The 18,355-nt window shown below is 43.4% G+C and carries 13 protein-coding genes; 12 read left to right on the top strand and 1 reads right to left on the bottom strand.

Annotated elements, in window-relative coordinates:
* The first annotated feature begins 102 nt into the window (after positions 1-102).
* The 8 genes from AC1TO5_RS09310 to AC1TO5_RS09275 all read left to right on the top strand — a co-directional run bounded on the left by AC1TO5_RS09310 (position 103) and on the right by AC1TO5_RS09275 (position 12,140).
* Positions 103-1,230 (top strand): glycoside hydrolase family 88 protein, encoded by a 1,128-nt coding sequence (locus AC1TO5_RS09310; protein ID WP_482062543.1) that lies wholly within the window; start codon positions 103-105, stop codon positions 1,228-1,230.
* A 14-nt stretch (positions 1,231-1,244) separates the two neighbouring features.
* A complete protein-coding gene (locus tag AC1TO5_RS09305) occupies positions 1,245-3,104 on the top strand; it encodes a DUF2264 domain-containing protein (RefSeq protein WP_482062542.1) in 1,860 nt (619 codons plus the stop codon).
* Positions 3,105-3,203: 99 nt separating this feature from the next.
* Positions 3,204-4,145 (top strand): carbohydrate ABC transporter permease, encoded by a 942-nt coding sequence (locus AC1TO5_RS09300; protein WP_482062541.1) that lies wholly within the window; start codon positions 3,204-3,206, stop codon positions 4,143-4,145.
* Positions 4,146-4,159: 14 nt separating this feature from the next.
* Positions 4,160-4,999 (top strand): carbohydrate ABC transporter permease, encoded by an 840-nt coding sequence (locus AC1TO5_RS09295; protein ID WP_482062540.1) that lies wholly within the window; start codon positions 4,160-4,162, stop codon positions 4,997-4,999.
* A 164-nt stretch (positions 5,000-5,163) separates the two neighbouring features.
* The gene (locus AC1TO5_RS09290) at positions 5,164-6,570 is read left to right on the top strand and encodes an ABC transporter substrate-binding protein (RefSeq protein ID WP_482062539.1); all 1,407 of its coding nucleotides are present in this window, start codon (positions 5,164-5,166) and stop codon (positions 6,568-6,570) included.
* Between the two features lie 101 nt (positions 6,571-6,671).
* On the top strand, positions 6,672-8,495 hold the full coding sequence (locus AC1TO5_RS09285) for a cache domain-containing sensor histidine kinase (RefSeq protein WP_482062538.1): 1,824 nt from the start codon (positions 6,672-6,674) through the stop codon (positions 8,493-8,495).
* Positions 8,488-10,107 carry a response regulator transcription factor gene (locus AC1TO5_RS09280; RefSeq protein WP_482062537.1) on the top strand — a complete coding sequence of 540 codons (1,620 nt, stop codon included), beginning with the start codon at positions 8,488-8,490 and terminating at the stop codon, positions 10,105-10,107. Before AC1TO5_RS09285 ends, AC1TO5_RS09280 begins: the two co-directional genes overlap by 8 nt.
* 32 nt (positions 10,108-10,139) lie before the next feature.
* The gene (locus AC1TO5_RS09275) at positions 10,140-12,140 is read left to right on the top strand and encodes a heparinase II/III domain-containing protein (protein ID WP_482062536.1); all 2,001 of its coding nucleotides are present in this window, start codon (positions 10,140-10,142) and stop codon (positions 12,138-12,140) included.
* A gap of 311 nt (positions 12,141-12,451) precedes the next feature.
* Here the strand turns inward: AC1TO5_RS09275 and AC1TO5_RS09270 are convergent, their stop codons facing one another.
* On the bottom strand, positions 12,452-14,590 hold the full coding sequence (locus AC1TO5_RS09270) for a heavy metal translocating P-type ATPase (protein WP_482062535.1): 2,139 nt from the start codon (positions 14,588-14,590) through the stop codon (positions 12,452-12,454).
* 137 nt (positions 14,591-14,727) lie between these two features.
* On the opposite strand from AC1TO5_RS09270, the gene AC1TO5_RS09265 reads away from it, so the two are divergent.
* The 4 genes from AC1TO5_RS09265 to AC1TO5_RS09250 all read left to right on the top strand — a co-directional run bounded on the left by AC1TO5_RS09265 (position 14,728) and on the right by AC1TO5_RS09250 (position 18,244).
* On the top strand, positions 14,728-15,102 hold the full coding sequence (locus tag AC1TO5_RS09265) for an ArsR/SmtB family transcription factor (protein WP_482062534.1): 375 nt from the start codon (positions 14,728-14,730) through the stop codon (positions 15,100-15,102).
* A 269-nt stretch (positions 15,103-15,371) separates the two neighbouring features.
* Positions 15,372-16,136 carry a GTP cyclohydrolase II gene (locus AC1TO5_RS09260; protein ID WP_482062533.1) on the top strand — a complete coding sequence of 255 codons (765 nt, stop codon included), beginning with the start codon at positions 15,372-15,374 and terminating at the stop codon, positions 16,134-16,136.
* Entirely contained in the window at positions 16,129-17,220 is a 1,092-nt protein-coding gene (gene ribD, locus AC1TO5_RS09255) for a bifunctional diaminohydroxyphosphoribosylaminopyrimidine deaminase/5-amino-6-(5-phosphoribosylamino)uracil reductase RibD (RefSeq protein ID WP_482062532.1), read from the top strand. The genes AC1TO5_RS09260 and ribD overlap by 8 nt, the downstream gene beginning before the upstream one ends.
* A gap of 31 nt (positions 17,221-17,251) precedes the next feature.
* Positions 17,252-18,244, top strand: a complete 993-nt coding sequence (locus AC1TO5_RS09250) for an LLM class flavin-dependent oxidoreductase (protein WP_482062531.1) — start codon at positions 17,252-17,254, stop codon at positions 18,242-18,244.
* The last annotated feature ends 111 nt before the right edge of the window (positions 18,245-18,355 follow it).

Here is an 18,355-nt window from a genome sequence, read left to right as displayed (position 1 = left end):
CATAAATAGCTCTATTCAATATGATGAAAAGGAGAAGAGCAGTTAGCGGAAGATGGGGAAGGGTATAAACAAAAATTAAACATAGAATGGAGATTGAGAGCGATGACAGTAGCGAAGGATTGGGAACAAGAGGCTTGGGAGCAAATTGTACGTAAGGTATCGCGGACGAGCAAGCGAATTAAGGACCGTTTCCCACATGCTAGCGTGAATGGCGAATATGTGTTGGAGCCGTCGTACTGGTGGACTGCAGGCTTTTGGCCTGGGCTACTATGGCTCGTTTATCGTGATACAAAGGATGAATCACTACGTGTGCTTGGGGAAAGCTGCGAACGGCAATTGGATCAAGTCATTGTCGATTTTTATCGTATTGATCACGATATTGGTTTCATGTGGCAGTTAACTAGCGTTGCAAGGTACAAATTGTTAGGAGAGGAAGAGTCGAAGCGGCGTGCGTTGCTTGCGGCGAATCTGCTTAGTGCTCGCTATAATATTAAGGGGCGTTATATTCGCGCATGGAATCCGTGGCAGCCAGGAGAAGACAACTCAGGCTGGGCGATCATCGATTGCGCAATGAATCTGCCGTTGCTACATTGGGCTTCCGAGATATCTGGTGATCCACGGTACAAGCATATCGCGATTGCGCATGCGGATACTGTACTCGAGCATTTTATCCGACCTGATGGGTCGGTCAATCATATTGTAATTTTCGATCCCGCAAGCGGAGAGAAGCTTGGTGTAAATGGAGGGCAAGGATACTCCGAGCAGTCCGCATGGTCAAGAGGTGCAGCCTGGGCTATATACGGCATGGCATTAAGCTACAAGCATACGGGAGAGGAACGTTATCTTCATGCGGCGCAACGCGTAGCTCATTTTTTTATAGCGAACCTACCCGCAGACGATGTCCCTGTTTGGGATTTCCGTCTACCTGGCGATGTACCTCAATATCGTGACACTTCGGCAGGTGCCTGCGCCGCTTGCGGCTTGTTGCTACTCGCCGAGCAGGTAACTGACCCCGAAGATACGCTATACCAAGAGGTGGGCGAGCGGATGCTGCATGCTTTGTATAGCCATTACGGAGCTTGGGATAATGATGCCGAGGAGGGACTAATATTACATGGAACTAGCCATTACCCAGAAGGGAAAAATATTGATGTTCCTCTTATTTACGGTGATTATTTCTTTGCAGAAGGCGTCTCACGACTGTTAAAGCATGGTGAACTATTTTGGTAGAGGAGGGGATGCGAATGCTAACGAACCAATTTTCACAATCTGTGAGCAATAATCCACTACTTACGAGAGAGGACATGCAGAACGCGATGAATCAGCTGTGTAGTCCGTTAACCGCTTATTATAGCGACGGAAAAGCAAGATTGAAGCTTGGCGTTACTGGGGCAGGTCATTCGGAAGAGAAGGCAGAGGTTGAGGGATTCTCAAGAGTACTATGGGGATTGGTTCCGCTTGTTGCAGGCGGCGGAGAAAGCGAATTGTGGGATATATGCCTAGAGGGTATACGTAACGGAACGAACCCATCGCATGAGGAGTACTGGGGTAGGGCAGATCATTACGATCAGCTATTAGTTGAAATGGCGGCGTTTGGCTATGGGCTTCTACTAGCTCCTGAGCAAATATGGGGGCGTTTAAACGGTGATGAAAAGCAGCAACTTTATGATTGGCTTAACCAAATTAACGAAAAGAAACTACATGATTGCAACTGGCTGTTCTTTCACGTGTTAGTCAATGTGGGCTTTAAAAGTGTCGGTATGCCATACGATAAGGCACAAATGGTACAAAATCTGGATCGAATCGATCGGTTTTATAAGGGGAACGGCTGGTATTCGGATGGCGAACAAGCACATTGCGATTATTATGGTCCTTTTGCCTTTCATTACTATAGTTTGCTATATGCGAAGCATATGGAGAAAGAGGATCCGCATCGTTCGTCGTTATACAAAGAACGAGCGGTCCTATTCGCCCAACAATTTATTTACTGGTTTTCAGATGAGGGGGATGCTTTGCCTTATGGGCGAAGCTTGACGTATCGTTTCTCACAATCAGCGTTTTGGAGTGCTCTTGTATATGCTGGAGTAGAGCCATTTGCTATGGGCGTTATGAAGGGAATTATTATTCGCAATTTGCGATGGTGGCTCCGTCAGCCGATTTTTCAAGCAGATGGTATTTTGTCTATCGGCTACAGCTATCCGAATCTCGTGATGAGTGAAAACTACAATTCACCAGGCTCACCATATTGGGCGTTGAAGACATTTTTGCCGCTTGCACTTGAAGAGGATCATCCATTCTGGTCTGTGCCGGAACTTCCGCTACCCGAGCTAGAGTCATATTATACGCAGGTGGAGCCACGAATGATCGTCTGCAGACAGAATAGTAGCGATCATGTATTAGCCTTTAATGCGGGCAATATAGCGTCCAATGAGCATACGCATACATCGGCTAAGTACGAAAAGTTCGTATACTCGAATGCCTTTGGCTTCAGCGTTCCAAGGGCGGAGTGGGGACTTGAACAGGCAGCCTGCGATTCTATACTTGCTTTGAGCGAAGGAGACAATTTGTATCGGGTGAAGAGGAAGATCGAAGAATATTGGATAAAAGACAAGGTCATTTATATGAGGTGGAAGCCTTGGGATGATGTCGACGTACAAACGTGGATCGTAGCTGGTACGCCATGGCATGTTCGTGTACATCGCATTACCTCAGCTCGCTGGATTGATGCGTCCGATGGTGGTTTTGCTCTTGGTATTAGCAATGAGCTGTGGCAGGAAGAACGTAATGAGAAGTCGGCGCTCGTTCATTCCAACTACGGTGCTTCAGGGGTATATGCTTTATGCGGATGGAGTACAGCAGAGCGGATTAAGCCTCATACTAATACGAATGTGTTACATCCGCGGACGCTTATCCCAACTTTGACGGTTAGTCTGCCACCGGGAACTGCGTGGCTTGCAAGCGGCATTTACGGGCATCCTGGCGAAATGGACTGTTTGACAGATTGGTACTCGAAGAAACCAATTGTAGAACTCGAGCAGCAGCAAGTGATCGTTCGGACTGGCGATGCATCCAACCACGAGCTTTTGCGAATTGCTAAGTTCTAATAAAGTCAAAATAACGGCAAAGCGAATCAAAATAATGTTAAAGAAGATATAAGTCTTTTTCTTATAATACGAATATGAAGATGAATTGAGGTGAGATAGATGCAAGCAACTGAACCAGTGCCAACAGAGGTGCAAAGCATTATCCCTAAGAAGCGGGGCAATCGAATGCAAAGAAAAGAAACACTGGCAGGTATTCTATTCGTCAGTCCGATGTTAATTGGCGTTTCTGTCCTGACACTCATTCCAATTATGGCAACATTTTTTCTTTCTTTTGCCGATTGGAACTTTATCGCAGGATTCCGTGATATGAAGTGGGTCGGTTTAGACAACTTCAACCGACTATTCGCAGATGAGATATTTCTGAAATCACTGCGTAACAATGCGCTGTTCCTACTTGCTGTACCTATTTATTTGGCGGTATCGATGTTTCTTGCTGTTATGATCGATAAGCATGTATACATGAAAAGTTACTTTAAGGTGGCATATTTTATGCCTTACATTTCCAGTATTGTGGCGGTCGCGATTGTGTGGCAGGTGCTGTTCCATCCATCTGCTGGACCAGTCAATCAACTACTGATGTCGCTCGGCATCGACAATCCTCCTAAATGGATTGCTGATCCCAAATATGCGTTAGCATCACTAATGATGATTTCTGTATGGATCTCGATCGGATTTAATATGATTGTATACATCGCCGGATTACAATCCATTCCGAAGGATTTGTACGAGGCAGCGGACATCGATGGTGCGGGGACATGGATCAAATTCAAAAGTATTACATTTCCGCAACTATCGTCAACAACGTTTTTCTTGCTCGTAACAGGGATCATCTCTACCTTTAAGGTGTTTGACTTAATCGCTGTGCTGACTAAAGGCGGCCCGCTTTCATCAACGAGTATGATTGTGTGGCATTTGTACGATACAGCTTTCGTCAATTTGAAGATTGGTTATGCATCGTCTATGGCAGTAGTGCTGTTCTTCTGCGTACTGTTCATCACACTACTACAGTGGATCGTGCAAAAGAAATGGGTTAACTACTAGGAAGGAGGAGCGGCATGACTGCTACACGAATCGCCCAAATACGAAAAGGTATTATAACTGTATTGATGTTTATTCTGAGCATATTGTTTTTGCTTCCATTTATCTGGATGCTATCTGCTTCCTTCAAAATAGAAGCGGAAGTATTCACTTACCCGATTAAATGGTTACCAACGCAATGGCATCTGATTGAGAACTATAAGGAAGTATGGGTTGGCAAGTTTCCGTTCTATCAATATTATTGGAATACTGTCAAAGTAACAGTGATGACAACTGTAATCTCAGCTGCAGTATCAGCATTTGCGGCATATGGATTCTCGAAAATTCAATTTGCTGCTAGTAAATATTTGTTTCTGATCGTATTAGCGACATATATGATTCCGCAACAGGCAATTTTAGTGCCGCAATTTATTTTATATCGCTCGATTGGTTTCTTTGACAGCCACCTCGGTTTAATTATGCTAGGTTGCTTCAGCGTACTTGGTACCTTTATGCTGCGTCAGTTTTTTATGGGCATTCATAACGAGTTTATTGAATCAGCGAAAATCGACGGGGCGGGACATTGGCGCATCTTTTGGCGCATCGCTTTTCCGCTCGTGCGACCAGCAGTTGCAACTTATGCAATCCTCCGCTTCATTTGGACATGGAATGATTATCAAAATCCTTTGATCTTCTTGCGTTCTGATCGGCTTTACACGATACAACTTGCAATGCAGAAGTTTACAACGATTAACGGAGAATTTTACTCGCTGATGATGGCTGCTGCCGTTTCTGCTATATTACCACTCTTAATCGTCTTTATTATCGGACAGAAAAGCGTCATTGAAGGAATTGCGCTTGGTGGAGTGAAGGGCTAGCTATTTGAAAAATTGGAAGTCGAAATAATAGTAAAAACAGTAAAATTTATTGCATATCACCATTCATAGTGATTGATACAATTGATACATGAAAGCGGATTCAAACAATAATGAAATGACCCGCTATCAAAAAAAAATATGATACAATCAAGGAGGGGTAAATAATGATTAAAAGTACAAAGATGTTGTTTATTATGGCGCTGGTGCTCGTAGTAACATTGACGGGCTGCTCTGGCAGCAACAATGGTGGAAACGCTGGAACGGCGAAACAGCCAGCTAATGAAGGTACGACAACGACTCCAGAACCCGAAAAAAAGGATGAGCCAGTTACGATTCAACTTCACACGTTTGGTAATGAAGCTAACTACAACTGGGAGAAAACGATTGCGGCATATCATGATGCAAACCCTTTGGTTACTGTAAACGTGAATGTTTTAAGTGAAAAAGGCGATTCTCAGGAAGCACTACAAAAGCTGGATCTGGCAGCTTCCTCTGGTGAAATAATGGATGTTATTATGTTCAGTGATCCAGCAAGCTATGCACAACGTGTAGGACTTGGAATGGTAGCGCCGTTGGATGAGTTTATTGCTGCTGAAGGCTACAAAGTAAATGATGAATATAAGGTTGATACGACGCTTAACGGTAGTGTGTATGCGCTCCCAGGTAAGTTCAATCCATGGTATGTGCTACTGAACAAGACACAGCTTGATGAAGCGGGCTTGTCTGTTCCGACAGAATGGACATGGGATGATTTCGCTGACTATGCTAAAGCGTTAACGACAGGTGAAGGTGCTAATAAACGCTATGGCACATACTTCCATGGCCCGCAAAATGGCGGTTGGATGGAGTATATGAAGTTGGCTCTTGCAAATCAGCCAGATGACGCGGAGTTTCTTAAAGCAGATGGTTCAATGAACTTTGACAATCCTTTGTTCCGTAAAACGCTAGAATTGCGTGTACAATTAGAGCAGGAAGATAAGTCAGCTACACCTTACACGGATATGATGTCACAAAAGCTGCACTATCGTAATCAATTTTTTAATCAGTCAGTTAGTATGATTATGATCGGAAGCTGGATGAATACGGAGCTCGGTGGTACAGAGCAATTCCCGCTGAACTTTGAAGTGGCAGTAGCACCAATTCCGAAAAATGCTGCAAGCGATGTAGGTGGCTATACGATGGTAACGACAGATTTTGTAGCTGTAGCCGAAAACTCAAAAAACAAAGAGGCAGCTTATAACTTTGTTCGTTGGTACACGACAGAAGGTCAAATTGTACAAGAGAAAAACGTACCTGCCTGGAATGGACTACAGGATGATCAGCTAGCAAGTATTATTGATATTATTTTAAGTGGAACACTAACTCCAGAGAAGGTTGATAAAGCTTCTTTAATCAACACATTAGCTGGAGCAATGTCTTCTAAAATCATCCCGCCGGTTACGTATCAGTCTGAAATGTACAAGGTGATCAACGAGGAATATGAAAAACTGATTTTCAACCAACAAACGATCGATGACACGATCGCAGCATTAGGTAGTCGTGTTCAAAAAATTATTGACGCCAACCAGTAAAAGGATATAACGTTAAATTAAAATGATTAGAGGTGCAGGAAAACTGCTCCTCTTTTTTTCAACGAAACAAGCAACCAGTATTTAACAGGAGGAATTTGCGTATGTCTACTCGTTCGAAACCGTGGCTATGGTCGAGATCGTTCAGATTTCGACTTATGATCACTTCGGTTGTCTGCATCCTTGTGCCGGCATTTATTACACTTGCGCTTTATAATATGCTGACGAAAGATGCAGTTAAGGAGGAGGCGGTAGCGCAATCAAGACAGAAGCTGCAGCTGGTTGAAGGTTATGTATCCAATATGTTTGACTATATGCTCTATATCGCCAATACAGTGCAGCACAATTCGGAGATGAGCATGATATTAAAGGAAATTGCAGCGGGAAAAGTGTACGAGGGTGAGAATGCTAAATACGCACAATATACTGATCGGATGAAAATAATTAATAAAATAGAAAATATGACCGTCTACGGAGACAAAGCTTATGTGACAATTTTATTGACTGATGGTACTAATTTTACCAATTACTCTGTTGCGGACTTTAATCCGAATCTGATGAAGGAAGAGCCTTGGTTCGAAAAGTTGGATGGCTTGAAAGGGCTTGAATCCCTCTGGATTGGTACTACACCTAGTGTATTTATGGAAAGTAGCAAGAGCAGCCCATATCAGATTTCTATGGCCCGTACGCTGCGTGCGGGCGTGAAACCTTATGGCTATGTTGTTGTAACGATAATGGAGCAGCAGGTCAACGATATTTTTAGCAAACTCGTCGAGGGTCAGGAAACGCTGCTACTTGATAGTAGTGGCACTGTATTGTCTCATCTAGATAGCGAACGAATTGGAGGTAGCTTTATATATGGGGCATCCTCCGTTCGAGAGACGATAAGCTCCGATATTGTTGATAGTGGAGAAGGCAGCTATATTTTGACTAGACAAAAACAAACGAATACCGGCTGGGAACTTGTTTCCTTGACACCCTACAAAGAGGCGGTTTTTAAGCTGAACTCCATATTTAATCGAATTGCTGTCCTACAGCTTATATCCTTCGTTGTTTTCTTACTTCTATTTCTATATTTATTGGGCAACTTCACACGACCGCTTGTTAGACTGGGAAAAATGGCAGAAACGGTGAAAAGGGGAAACTTGGAGGTGCGTTCCAATATTAGGGGCAACGATGAGATCGGTTATCTTGGTCATTCGTTCGATCTTATGCTAGAGCAAATCAAGCGAATGATTATAGAAGTAACGCAGACGCAAACGCGAAAAAGAAAGGCAGAGCTTGCAATGCTTCAAGCCCAGATCAACCCGCATTTTCTGTTTAATGTGCTCAATTCTATTCGAATGAAAGTGATGCGCAAAGGAGATTTGGAGAGTGCGGAGATGATTAGTTCATTGTCCAAGCTGCTACGTATGACTATTATTCAGGACAAAGGAGCAATACCACTACATGAGGAGTTATCTACAGTTACCGATTATGTAAAATTGATGAATATGAGACAGAAGGAGGAAGTAGAACTGAAGCTGGAGTTGTCACCAGATACACTGATGCTGTCAGTTCCGCGTTTCTTTCTACAGCCTATTATTGAAAACTCACTTATCCACGGTTTGAGCCAGCAAGCGGGCACGATCATGATTACGACGTGGTCGGAGCAGACAGAATTTTTCATTAACGTAGATGATAATGGCAAAGGGATGGATGAGCAGGGACTTGCCGACTTACTGCTCAAACTGGAACGGTGCGATGAGGGAGCGGGGGATAAAAAGGAGTCTTTCCGTCATCTTTCTGGAATGGGAATGACTAATGTATGTGAGCGGATGCGCTTAGCTTACGGAGAATCGTTCCGAATTGAGGTTGATAGCGCTCTCGGCTTGGGAACGAAAATTACGATGACGATTCCAAGGCAGGAGGTAGAGGCTGATGTATAAGGTTATGTTGGTAGATGATGATTACCCTGTACTTGATCTGATTCATTATGCGATTGATTGGGAAGCACTTGGGTTGAAGGTCATAGGCTTGCATGAGAACGGTGCTAGTGCGCTTGAAGCTGCTATGCTAGATATACCAGATATTATAATTACAGACATCGGCATGCCACAGATGGATGGATTAGAGCTACTTTCTCGGCTGAAGGTGCTGAAGCCGAACCTAAAGGCTGCGATTCTATCTTGTCATAGTGAATTCGAATATGCTAGGAAAGCGGTTAAGCTGCAAGTACAAGAATATTTACTGAAGGATACGCTTAATCCAAGTGACATTAGAACACTGCTGACTGGGTTCATAACGGAGCTTGACAAGGAACGAGAGCAACAATCAGAGAAGGTTAAGATGGCGAGATTCGTAGATCGTAATCGTTCACTTATGAAAGAGAGGTTTATTCGCACGACGCTGCAGCAGCCACTTCTTGATAGGGAAAAGTGGAAGCAGGAACTTGGAGGCTTCGGCTTGCAGCTACGTCGCGATGAGACAGTTATTCCTGTCGTCGGATTAGTTGATGAGTTCCGGGCAGCGAAGCATCGCTTTCAATCGGAAGAAGTACTGAGGTTTGCTTTAGATAATGTGATGGAAGAAACGATCCAGAGTATGGGACTTAATGCGGTTCACTTTCATTACAGCGCTAAGGAAGTCGTGCTGCTTGCTTCATTTCAAGGTGGGCTCAAAGTGAATGGCTATGATGAAACGAAGGTGCTACTGCGTCAACTACAGAAAGCTGTTGGGACGCTGAAGTTATCCATGACTTTCTTGATCGGAGAGGGCTGCGCCGTACCGGAAGGTATTAAATCGTCGATTGTCCACATACGGCAAGATTCTTTATCCATATTTTATCGCTCCTATGGCTCTATAATACGTTCGAGTGAGAATGTATTTGGCAGTTCCTTCGATCTGTTCGACAGCTTTCATAAGGCTAGCGACGAACTGCGCGAGCTCATTGTTGGTAAGCGTGTTGGTGAGGTGAGAGCAGCTGTAAGCAGCTGGTTGATGGAGACGGGCAAGCACCGAATTGATCCTGCTATAGTGAAGGATTGGGTGCTAAAGCTTCTGCTCGATATGCGCCTAAAGCTACAGTCTGTACTGGACTATCGTGCCTCTGGGGGCTCTGATGTACTGCCCAATGAAGCTTATGAGCTAGATACACTAGATGAGTTGAAGGACTGGATGATCAGGCACTGCCTTTCTATTATTGCAGCAGATCATTATCGGGGAGGTAACTCGAGAAGAACGGAAATCGCAGAAACTTATCAGTATGTTGTTGTTCACCTCGATCGTAAAATTACGCTAGAGGAAGTGGCAGAGCGGCTTTTTATGAATCCAAGCTACTTCAGCCGTTTGTTCAAGAAGGAAACGGGAGAGACGTTTATCGAATATGTTACACGTATGAAGATGCATCGAGCGAGAGAACTGCTTGAGGGCACAGCAACGCCAGTAGGGAAAATATGTGAAACGCTTGGCTACGATAATCAAAGCTACTTTATTAAATTGTTCAAGTCATTCACGGGCGCCACGCCCGTTGAATATCGAAGCCAAATTAAAAATAATTAGGAGCCAAACGCAGTATGGATGGAGGTGGACATATGGTAGATGGAATGGGAAAAAAATTCGAGGCATTGCATGAGGTGGGGAATTCTGGATCGACTTCCCAAATGCTGTGTGAAAAGCTAAAACCGAGTAGGCAGCGTGGCCTCCAACTGCTTGCCGGGGTGGATAATCCTTTGCAATTAGGAAGTAAGCTGCGTGAGGATGCATCGCTAGTAAGTATTATTAGAGAAGTTGAAGCCGAAGCAGACCGGATGCTGAAGGAAAAGGAGCCGGAGCTGACGAAGGCGTTGTTCCGCATTTATGAGGAGACGGGGGAACGCATTCCATATGAACAAGTTTACTTCGAGAAGCGGAAGCAGCTAAATGCATTTGCAATAATGTCGCTACTGCGGCCAAAGCAGAAAAATTATAGAGAAGCGCTGCTTCAAACGGCATGGTCGATATGCGATGAGGAGACATGGAGCCTACCCGCCCATTATGATGAAAAGCGCGGACTACTTGGTAGCATTGATCTGTTTGCTGCGGAAACTGGCTTTGCGCTTGCAGAATTGGATGCTTTGCTGAAAGATAGCTTACCCTCAGCTCTTCGGGAGCGTATTGCTATGGAGACGCAGCGGAGATTATTCCGTCCATTTATGGAGGATGGTCCTTATCATTGGGAGCAGCTTGAGAATAACTGGTCTGCTGTATGTGCCGGATCTATCGGCGCTGCGGCGTTATATTTAATAGAAGATACAGAGCGGCTGTCGCTGCTACTGGAGCGTGTGCTAGGAGCTATGGATTATTTCTTGGCTGGCTACGGAGCAGACGGGGCTTGTGTGGAAGGATACTCGTACTGGCAATATGGCTTCGGCTATTATATATATTTCTTCTCGTTGCTGAAGGAAGCGACGGGTGGTAGTCTGGATGGCTTTGCTACAGATAAGGTAAAGGAGATTGCCTTGTTTCAGCAGCGTTGTTTCTCTGGTGGAGATACGATTATTAACTTCTCGGATGCTTCACAACATAGCGGCATATTTTTGGGGCTAACATGGCGGCTTTATGATGAATATGCTGATATAGCATTACCTAGTCCCGCATTGCGAGCTCCATATGCAGCGGACCATTGCGGTCGTTGGGCTCCTGCTATTCGCAATCTGCTTTGGGTGGCGGGGCGAGGGCAGAGTGAACGAGAAGAAGCAGCGGTAGAACAGCCAAAATACGGCGACGTAGGTCGTGATATTAAGCTAGAAGCGGGTGCGTGGCCAGTGATATCCCATTACATGGCCGATGCTGGGTGGTTTATATCTCGCGTTGTTAAGGAGGATGGAATGACCTACTGCTTCGCTGCTAAAGGAGGACATAACGCTGAATCGCATAATCACAACGATTGTGGGCATTTTATTTTGCATGCGGACGGAGAAGCATACTTGGCGGACTTAGGCAGCGGGATGTATACAAAGCAGTACTTTGGTTTGGAACGCTATTCCTTCTGGTGCAATGGCTCTCAAGGTCATTCCGTTCCAATTGTCAGTGGAAAGAATCAGAAGGAAGGGAAGGAGAGCAATGCAAAAGTGACAAATGTGTCTATCAGTCCGGAAGAGGACAGATTCGGATTGGAGTTCGGCGCCGCTTATCCTGGGGCCGAGGAGCTGCTTCGTCTAGAGCGCAGTTTCTGCTGGAGCAAGGAAGGGATACCGAAACTTACGCTATATGATCGAGCCGTATATAAGGAAAGCTTAAGCGGACAGCCAATGGAGGCTGCAGATACATCCGAAGACAGAGGAGATGAAGTAGTACAGCGAATGGAATTTATTGAGCGCTTCATTACGCTTCTTGAGCCTAAGCTGGGAGACGGCGGGCGAGTGACTCTGACTGGGAAGTATCGAATGACAATAGGCTACGATATAGCTCGGTGGACTCCCGTCATAACCTCACGTTGCGACATGGATCATTTTGGTAAGGTGCGTCATTGGTATACGCTCGATTTTCTGCACTTGAATCAATCTATTTATGCAGAGACTATTGAAGCGACATTTTATTTTCAATTTGATTAGGTTTAAGCCATAAAGAAATTAAAGAGAAGACAAAAACGCCGGAGAATCCCCTTATCCTGCAGGGACATTCTCCGGCGTTTCCTATTTGTTAGCAATGCTAATTAGTGATTCTGACGAGGAACACTTGGTAGTCCATCGCGAGTCCATACAGTATGCCAGTTACCATAATCGGCATAAAGCTAAGTTGAAAGAGTTTTTGCGAATAGTAATTTCTATGAACAAACGAAAAATGAAAAAGCAGGTGGAGGAAATCGATTTATTTTCACTCCATCTGCTTTATTTTTGAGACTTAATAGAAATTCCCGTAACCATCATCCTCGCTTACGCTCAATTAATATCGTCAAACTTACTAGTGTCACAAAGATCGTCGCTCCCATATCAGAAAGTATCGCAATCCATAACGTAAGCCAACCGGGGATCGTTAACAATAACGCAATGATTTTCAAGCCGAGTGCTACTGTAATATTGAAGCGGATAATCCGATTGACACGCTTGGCAACTGAGATCGCTTCAGGAAGCTTACCCAAATGATCCTGCATCAAGACGATATCCGCTGTCTCGATTGCACTATCCGTACCTTTACCCATCGCAATACCTAGTTGCGCGGAAGCAAGCGCCGGAGCGTCATTAATACCGTCGCCAATCATCGCTACTATACCTTTGGCAGATAGTTCCTTCACACAGCTCACTTTATCTTCCGGCAGGAGATTGCCGTAATACTCGGAAACACCAACGGCAGAAGCAACCTTCTCAGCTGTTTTTTGGTGATCACCTGTTAGCATAACCGTTCGCTTAATACCTAGCTGATGCAAAGCTGCAATAACAGATCTGCTTTCTTCGCGAATTTCGTCAGCAATTCCAAACATACCAAGCACTTGTTGTTCATCTGCGACTAGAACAAGCGTTAAGCCTTCGTCTTTCAACTTATTAATTCGCTGCTGTATAGTTGTTGGAATAACGAGATGCTCAATCGATTGTTCATTACCAAGCCAATAGAGCTGTCCAGCAATTTTTGCTTTAATGCCTCGACCGGTAATCGTCTCAATTTCGTCGGGATCGGGACTAACAATATTTCTACGTTCGATTTCTTTCATAATGGCTTTCGCCAATGGATGCGAAGATGATTTCTCGATTGCTCCTGCAACTTGGAACAAGCGTGCTTCATCGTATATTTCTAGCTGAGCGACATGAGGCTCACCTTTTGTTAATGTTCCTGTTTTGTCAAAGGCAAGTGTATCGATTTTACCAAGCTGTTCTAGGAACACGCCACCTTTGACGAGTATTCCGTTTCTTGCAGTACGCGTAATGCCCGAGACGATGGCAATGGGTGAAGATAGAATTAATGCGCACGGGCAGCCAACAATTAGTACCGAGAGACCTTGATATAGCCATGTCATCCAATCACCTTGCAAAAGCAAAGGAGGGATGAGCATAACAAGTACAGCCACAATCATAATCAGTGGAGTGTAGTACTTTGCGAATTTATTAATAAAGAGCTCTGTTGGCGTCTTCGTTTCTTGTGCCTCTTGCACAAGGTGGAGAATTTTTGCTAAGGAAGAATCTTTATATGCTTTTTCGATGCGAACGATAAGTAATCCTTCATTATTAATGCTTCCCCCAAAGACAGCTTCTCCGCTCCACTTCTCCACAGGTAGTGATTCTCCTGTAATGGCCGCTTCGTTGACAGAGCTTTTTCCATCAGTAACAACCCCATCTGATGGAATCTTTTCACCAGGTTTAATTTTGACTAGATCGCCGATTTGTAAGGTGGAGATCGGAACAATTGATTCTTGACCATTGTCTAACTTTAGCGCTTCCTTCGGTGCAACTTGCAGCAATGTTTCCATTGATCGTCGAGCCTTTTCCATCCCATAACCTTCGAGTAATTCATTAACACCGAACAAAATGGCTACAAGTGTAGCTTCCTTCCATTCGCCAATAGCTACAGCACCTATTAAAGCGATCGTCATTAATGTATCGATATTGAATTTTAGGCTTATAATATTTTTTAAGCCACGCATAAAGGTTGTGTATCCACTAATGATCGTTGCTGCCAAAAATAAAAGAATGAGAGCTTGTTGGTCGAGAACACCTTCTAGTAGTAAAGCTGCGATATAGATAACACCTGAAGTGATCAGTAGTGTTAATATTTTATTATTACTATCTGCATGACTATGATCATGTCCGTGGTCGCCATGGCTATGATCGTGATTACTATGTGAATGTTCATCTGAATGGTCGTGATCGCCATTTAATTGCTTCGCAATAAAGGCGCCATCAGATTTCAAAACTTTATTGACCTCAGTCATCGACATTTGGGGACTAATCGTTAGTTTTCCTGAATTATAGCTAAGAGAGGAATCTTTCCCGTGCTCTAATTGTTTCAGCTCATCTTCAATTCTCTGAGCGCAACCGCCACAGGAAAGCCCTTTTACGCGATATTCATTCATTGAACAGCCTCCTTTCAAAACTTTATATGAATACTTGCTCATATGATATGCCAAATCTATAAATATGTCAATGACTGCCTTATCCGTAATCTTTCTGATATAATAAACACAATGATTGTAAAGGCGGTGTTAAAGAAATGGTTCAAGTAGCAGAAGATCAATGCGACGACACTTGTTTGGGCACCGAGATTAATCTCAAACATTTGAGGGAAATCAACCTTGATGAGAAAACGGCGATTGATTTGGCAGATATATTCAAAGCGTTAGGTGATCCAACACGAGTGAAGCTAATCCATGCTCTACTAAGTACTGAATTATGCGTACATGACCTATGTGTTGTACTTGGTATGACACAGTCTGCCGTATCTCACCAACTACGATATTTGCGTAATATAAGAATGGTAAAGCGCCGTAAAGAAGGCAAGACAGTATACTATTCTATAGATGATGATCATGTGAAGGAAATATTTACTCAAACGTTGACTCATTTGCAACACACTACAAATAAATAGAAGCTAATGCGGCGATCGATTTTCGGTGTTGAACTGAAGAGAGGTCGCCTAATTTTTGCATTACTTACTTTATCAAGCTTGTGAAATACTTTAACGGATTATGTACAATAATATTAAAATGTACAAAAAAGAAAATATTCTAACAAAATGTTCATATTTGTCGAAAGAATAGAATACATTAAAATTTGCACTTACAAAAAGTAAGCAAATATGAAATAATGGTATTGTATTGTTACAATTGAATAAATTCAAAAATTTAACTAGAAGGAATGATATATATATTGCATACAGCACTTGAACCCGAAATGCTTAATTTAATAACAGATAAAATACAAATGATTGAATCCGGTAAAGGTGCCATTTATCTAGTAGGTCCGATTAAGCTACCTGTTAATTTAGAAGGCGAAACGGTTGTTTTTCAATGGTATTGCTGGTTAAGCAAATGTCAGGCGACTAACAATTATGAGGAAGTAATTAAGCAACTATCCTCAGCAAATTTGGCAGAGTATCAGCAATCTAGTGTACTTGTCTATGGTGATTTCGCTAATGCCGAGGATGCGCTGATTCGCATGCATTCGATTTGTCATACTGGAGATATATTTGGTAGCAAAAGATGTGATTGTGGTTATCAATTAAAGCAGTCGATGAAAAACATCGTTGATAATGGCACGGGTGCGCTTTTCTATTTGGCAAACCATGAAGGACGAGGCATTGGCTTATTTAGTAAAGCGATGGCATATGTGCTACAAGAAAATGGCTACGACACAGTGGATGCCAATGAAAGTCTTGGCTTTGTCGATGATTCAAGAAATTATGATGATGCGATTAAAGTGCTGAAAACATTGCGGACGAAGCCAGTGACACTTATGACGAATAATCCGAAGAAGGTAGCAGCGATGAAAAATGCTGGTCTAACCCTTTCTGGAAGAGAGCCAATATGGGGAGATAATTCCGAATTTAATAAAAATTATTTACAGACAAAAATTGAGCGTTCTGGACATTTGAAAGACGATGGAGTGTGTTCCAATGAGTAATGATCAAATATATATGCAATTAGCGCTCGATAACGCGCGTGCGATGAAAGGGCAGACTGACCCGAATCCATTAGTCGGCTCAGTTATTGTTAATGATAATCGAATTGTAGGTATCGGTACTCATTTGAAAGCAGGAGAGCCACATGCTGAAATTCATGCGATTCGTATGGCAGGAGAGCAGGCGCGCAATGGGACGATTTATGTTACGTTAGAGCCTTGTTCTCATTACGGACGAACAGGACCTTGTGCGTTAGCAATAGTTGAAGCGGGGATCAAAAAGGTTGTTATCGCAACACTTGATCCGAATCCCGTCGTTGCTGGTAATGGCGTTAAACTATTGCAAGACGCTGGTATTGAAGTCGTTGTAGGTGTGCTGGAAGCCGAATCACGCAAGATGAATGAAGTATTCAACAAATTCATTGTTGAAAAGAAGCCTTTCTTAACGATGAAAGCGGGAAGTACATTAGATGGCAAAATTGCTACACATACTTTAGATAGCAAATGGATTACATCGGACGAAGCAAGATATGATGCACATATACTACGAAACGAACATATGGCGATATTAGTTGGCGTGAATACGGTCATCGAGGATGATCCTGAGTTGACGACTAGAATAGCTAATGGCAGAAATCCGATCAGAGTCGTGCTAGATTCTACATTGCGAATTCCATTAGATTCAAAAGTTGTTACGGATCAAAAGGCTGAAACTTGGATATTTACAGCTCAGCATTATGATCAGCACAAGAGGGATAAGCTAGAAGCGCTTGGCATTTCCATATATGCAACTTCAGGCGAGAAGCATGCCGATCCTCGCGATGTTGTTCGTATATTGGGTGAAAAGCTTGTCTCGTCTGTCTTAATTGAAGGTGGTGGCACGATTCATGCTGCTTTTCTGGAAAATAAGCTTGTTGATAAAGTCGTTATTTATCTCGCTCCCAAATTAGTCGGAGGAACTCATGCACCAACATTTCTTGAAGGAGCAGGTGTCACTTTAATGAAGGACGCTGTAGATTTGGCAGATCTAACGATTACACCTGTAGGTAAAGATTTCAAGTTTACAGGCTATCCACAATATTTGTAAGTCAGTCGCATAATGAGGGGAGATACATAACATGAAAATCGGAATTTTAGATCAAGGACCCATTACCAAAGGACATACGCCTGAGCAGGCGCTTCAATTTGTTGAAGAATTAGCGATATTAGCAGATCAGCTTGGCTATTCTCGCATGTGGATGGCAGAGCATCATAATACGCAGTGGTATGTGAGCACAGCTCCAGAAATACTTGCTGCACATCTTGCCGCGAAAACGAAGAACATTCGCATTGGTACGGGTGGCATCATGATGATGCACTATTCACCATTTAAGATGGCAGAGGTGTTCAAAACACTTGCTGGTCTTAATCCGGGACGTATCGATTTTGGCGTAGGACGTGCTCCAGGAGGAGATCCAGCAGCAACTCGTGCGTTAGCTGAAGGTCGTTCACAAATGAGTATGGATATGTATGACAAGCTATCAACAACGCTTCGCCTGATGAGTGACCGTAAGCCAAACTCAGCGATATATGATTCTGTTATTGCGTCTCCGACCAATATTCAGCTTCCCGAGGCCTTTTTACTCGGATCGACAGGCAATAGTGCGATTCAAGCGGGTAAGATGGGTGTTGGTTATGCATTTGCTCATTTCTTCTCAGGTGAAATGCATAAAGAGGTATTTGAAGCGTATCGCGCTTATTTTGAACCATCATACTTTATGGAAAAGCCACTTATTAATGTTACTTATTCCGTAACGGTCGCACCAACGGTAGATGAGGCGGAGTTTTATGCGAAGCCGCTTGATATATGGCGCTTAAATTTCTTAAAGGGACAAATCGGACAAATACTATCTCCAGAAGAAGCGGCAGATGTGCAATTCTCTGAGATGGATAAGATGAACTTGCAACAAAATCGTAATATACATTTGGTAGGTACAGCTGTGCAAGTAGCAGATCGCCTTCGTGCAGATCAAGACTATTTCGGCTTCGAGGAAGTGATGTTCAACTTGAATCAGCATGGACAGGCTTCTCGCTTGCAATGTGTGCAGCTACTAGCTAAAGAATTGCTATAGGTGAAAAGTTTAATTTAGAAAGCCGAGAAGAATTCCAAAACCGTGAAGAATCTTAGAATTGAGAGGGATTCTAGAACCGAGTGGATATAGCTATATAGTAAAAGCCTCTAG

This window comes from Paenibacillus sp. Y930 (assembly GCF_056786375.1).
This window is presented reverse-complemented; position numbering and strand designations above follow the sequence as displayed.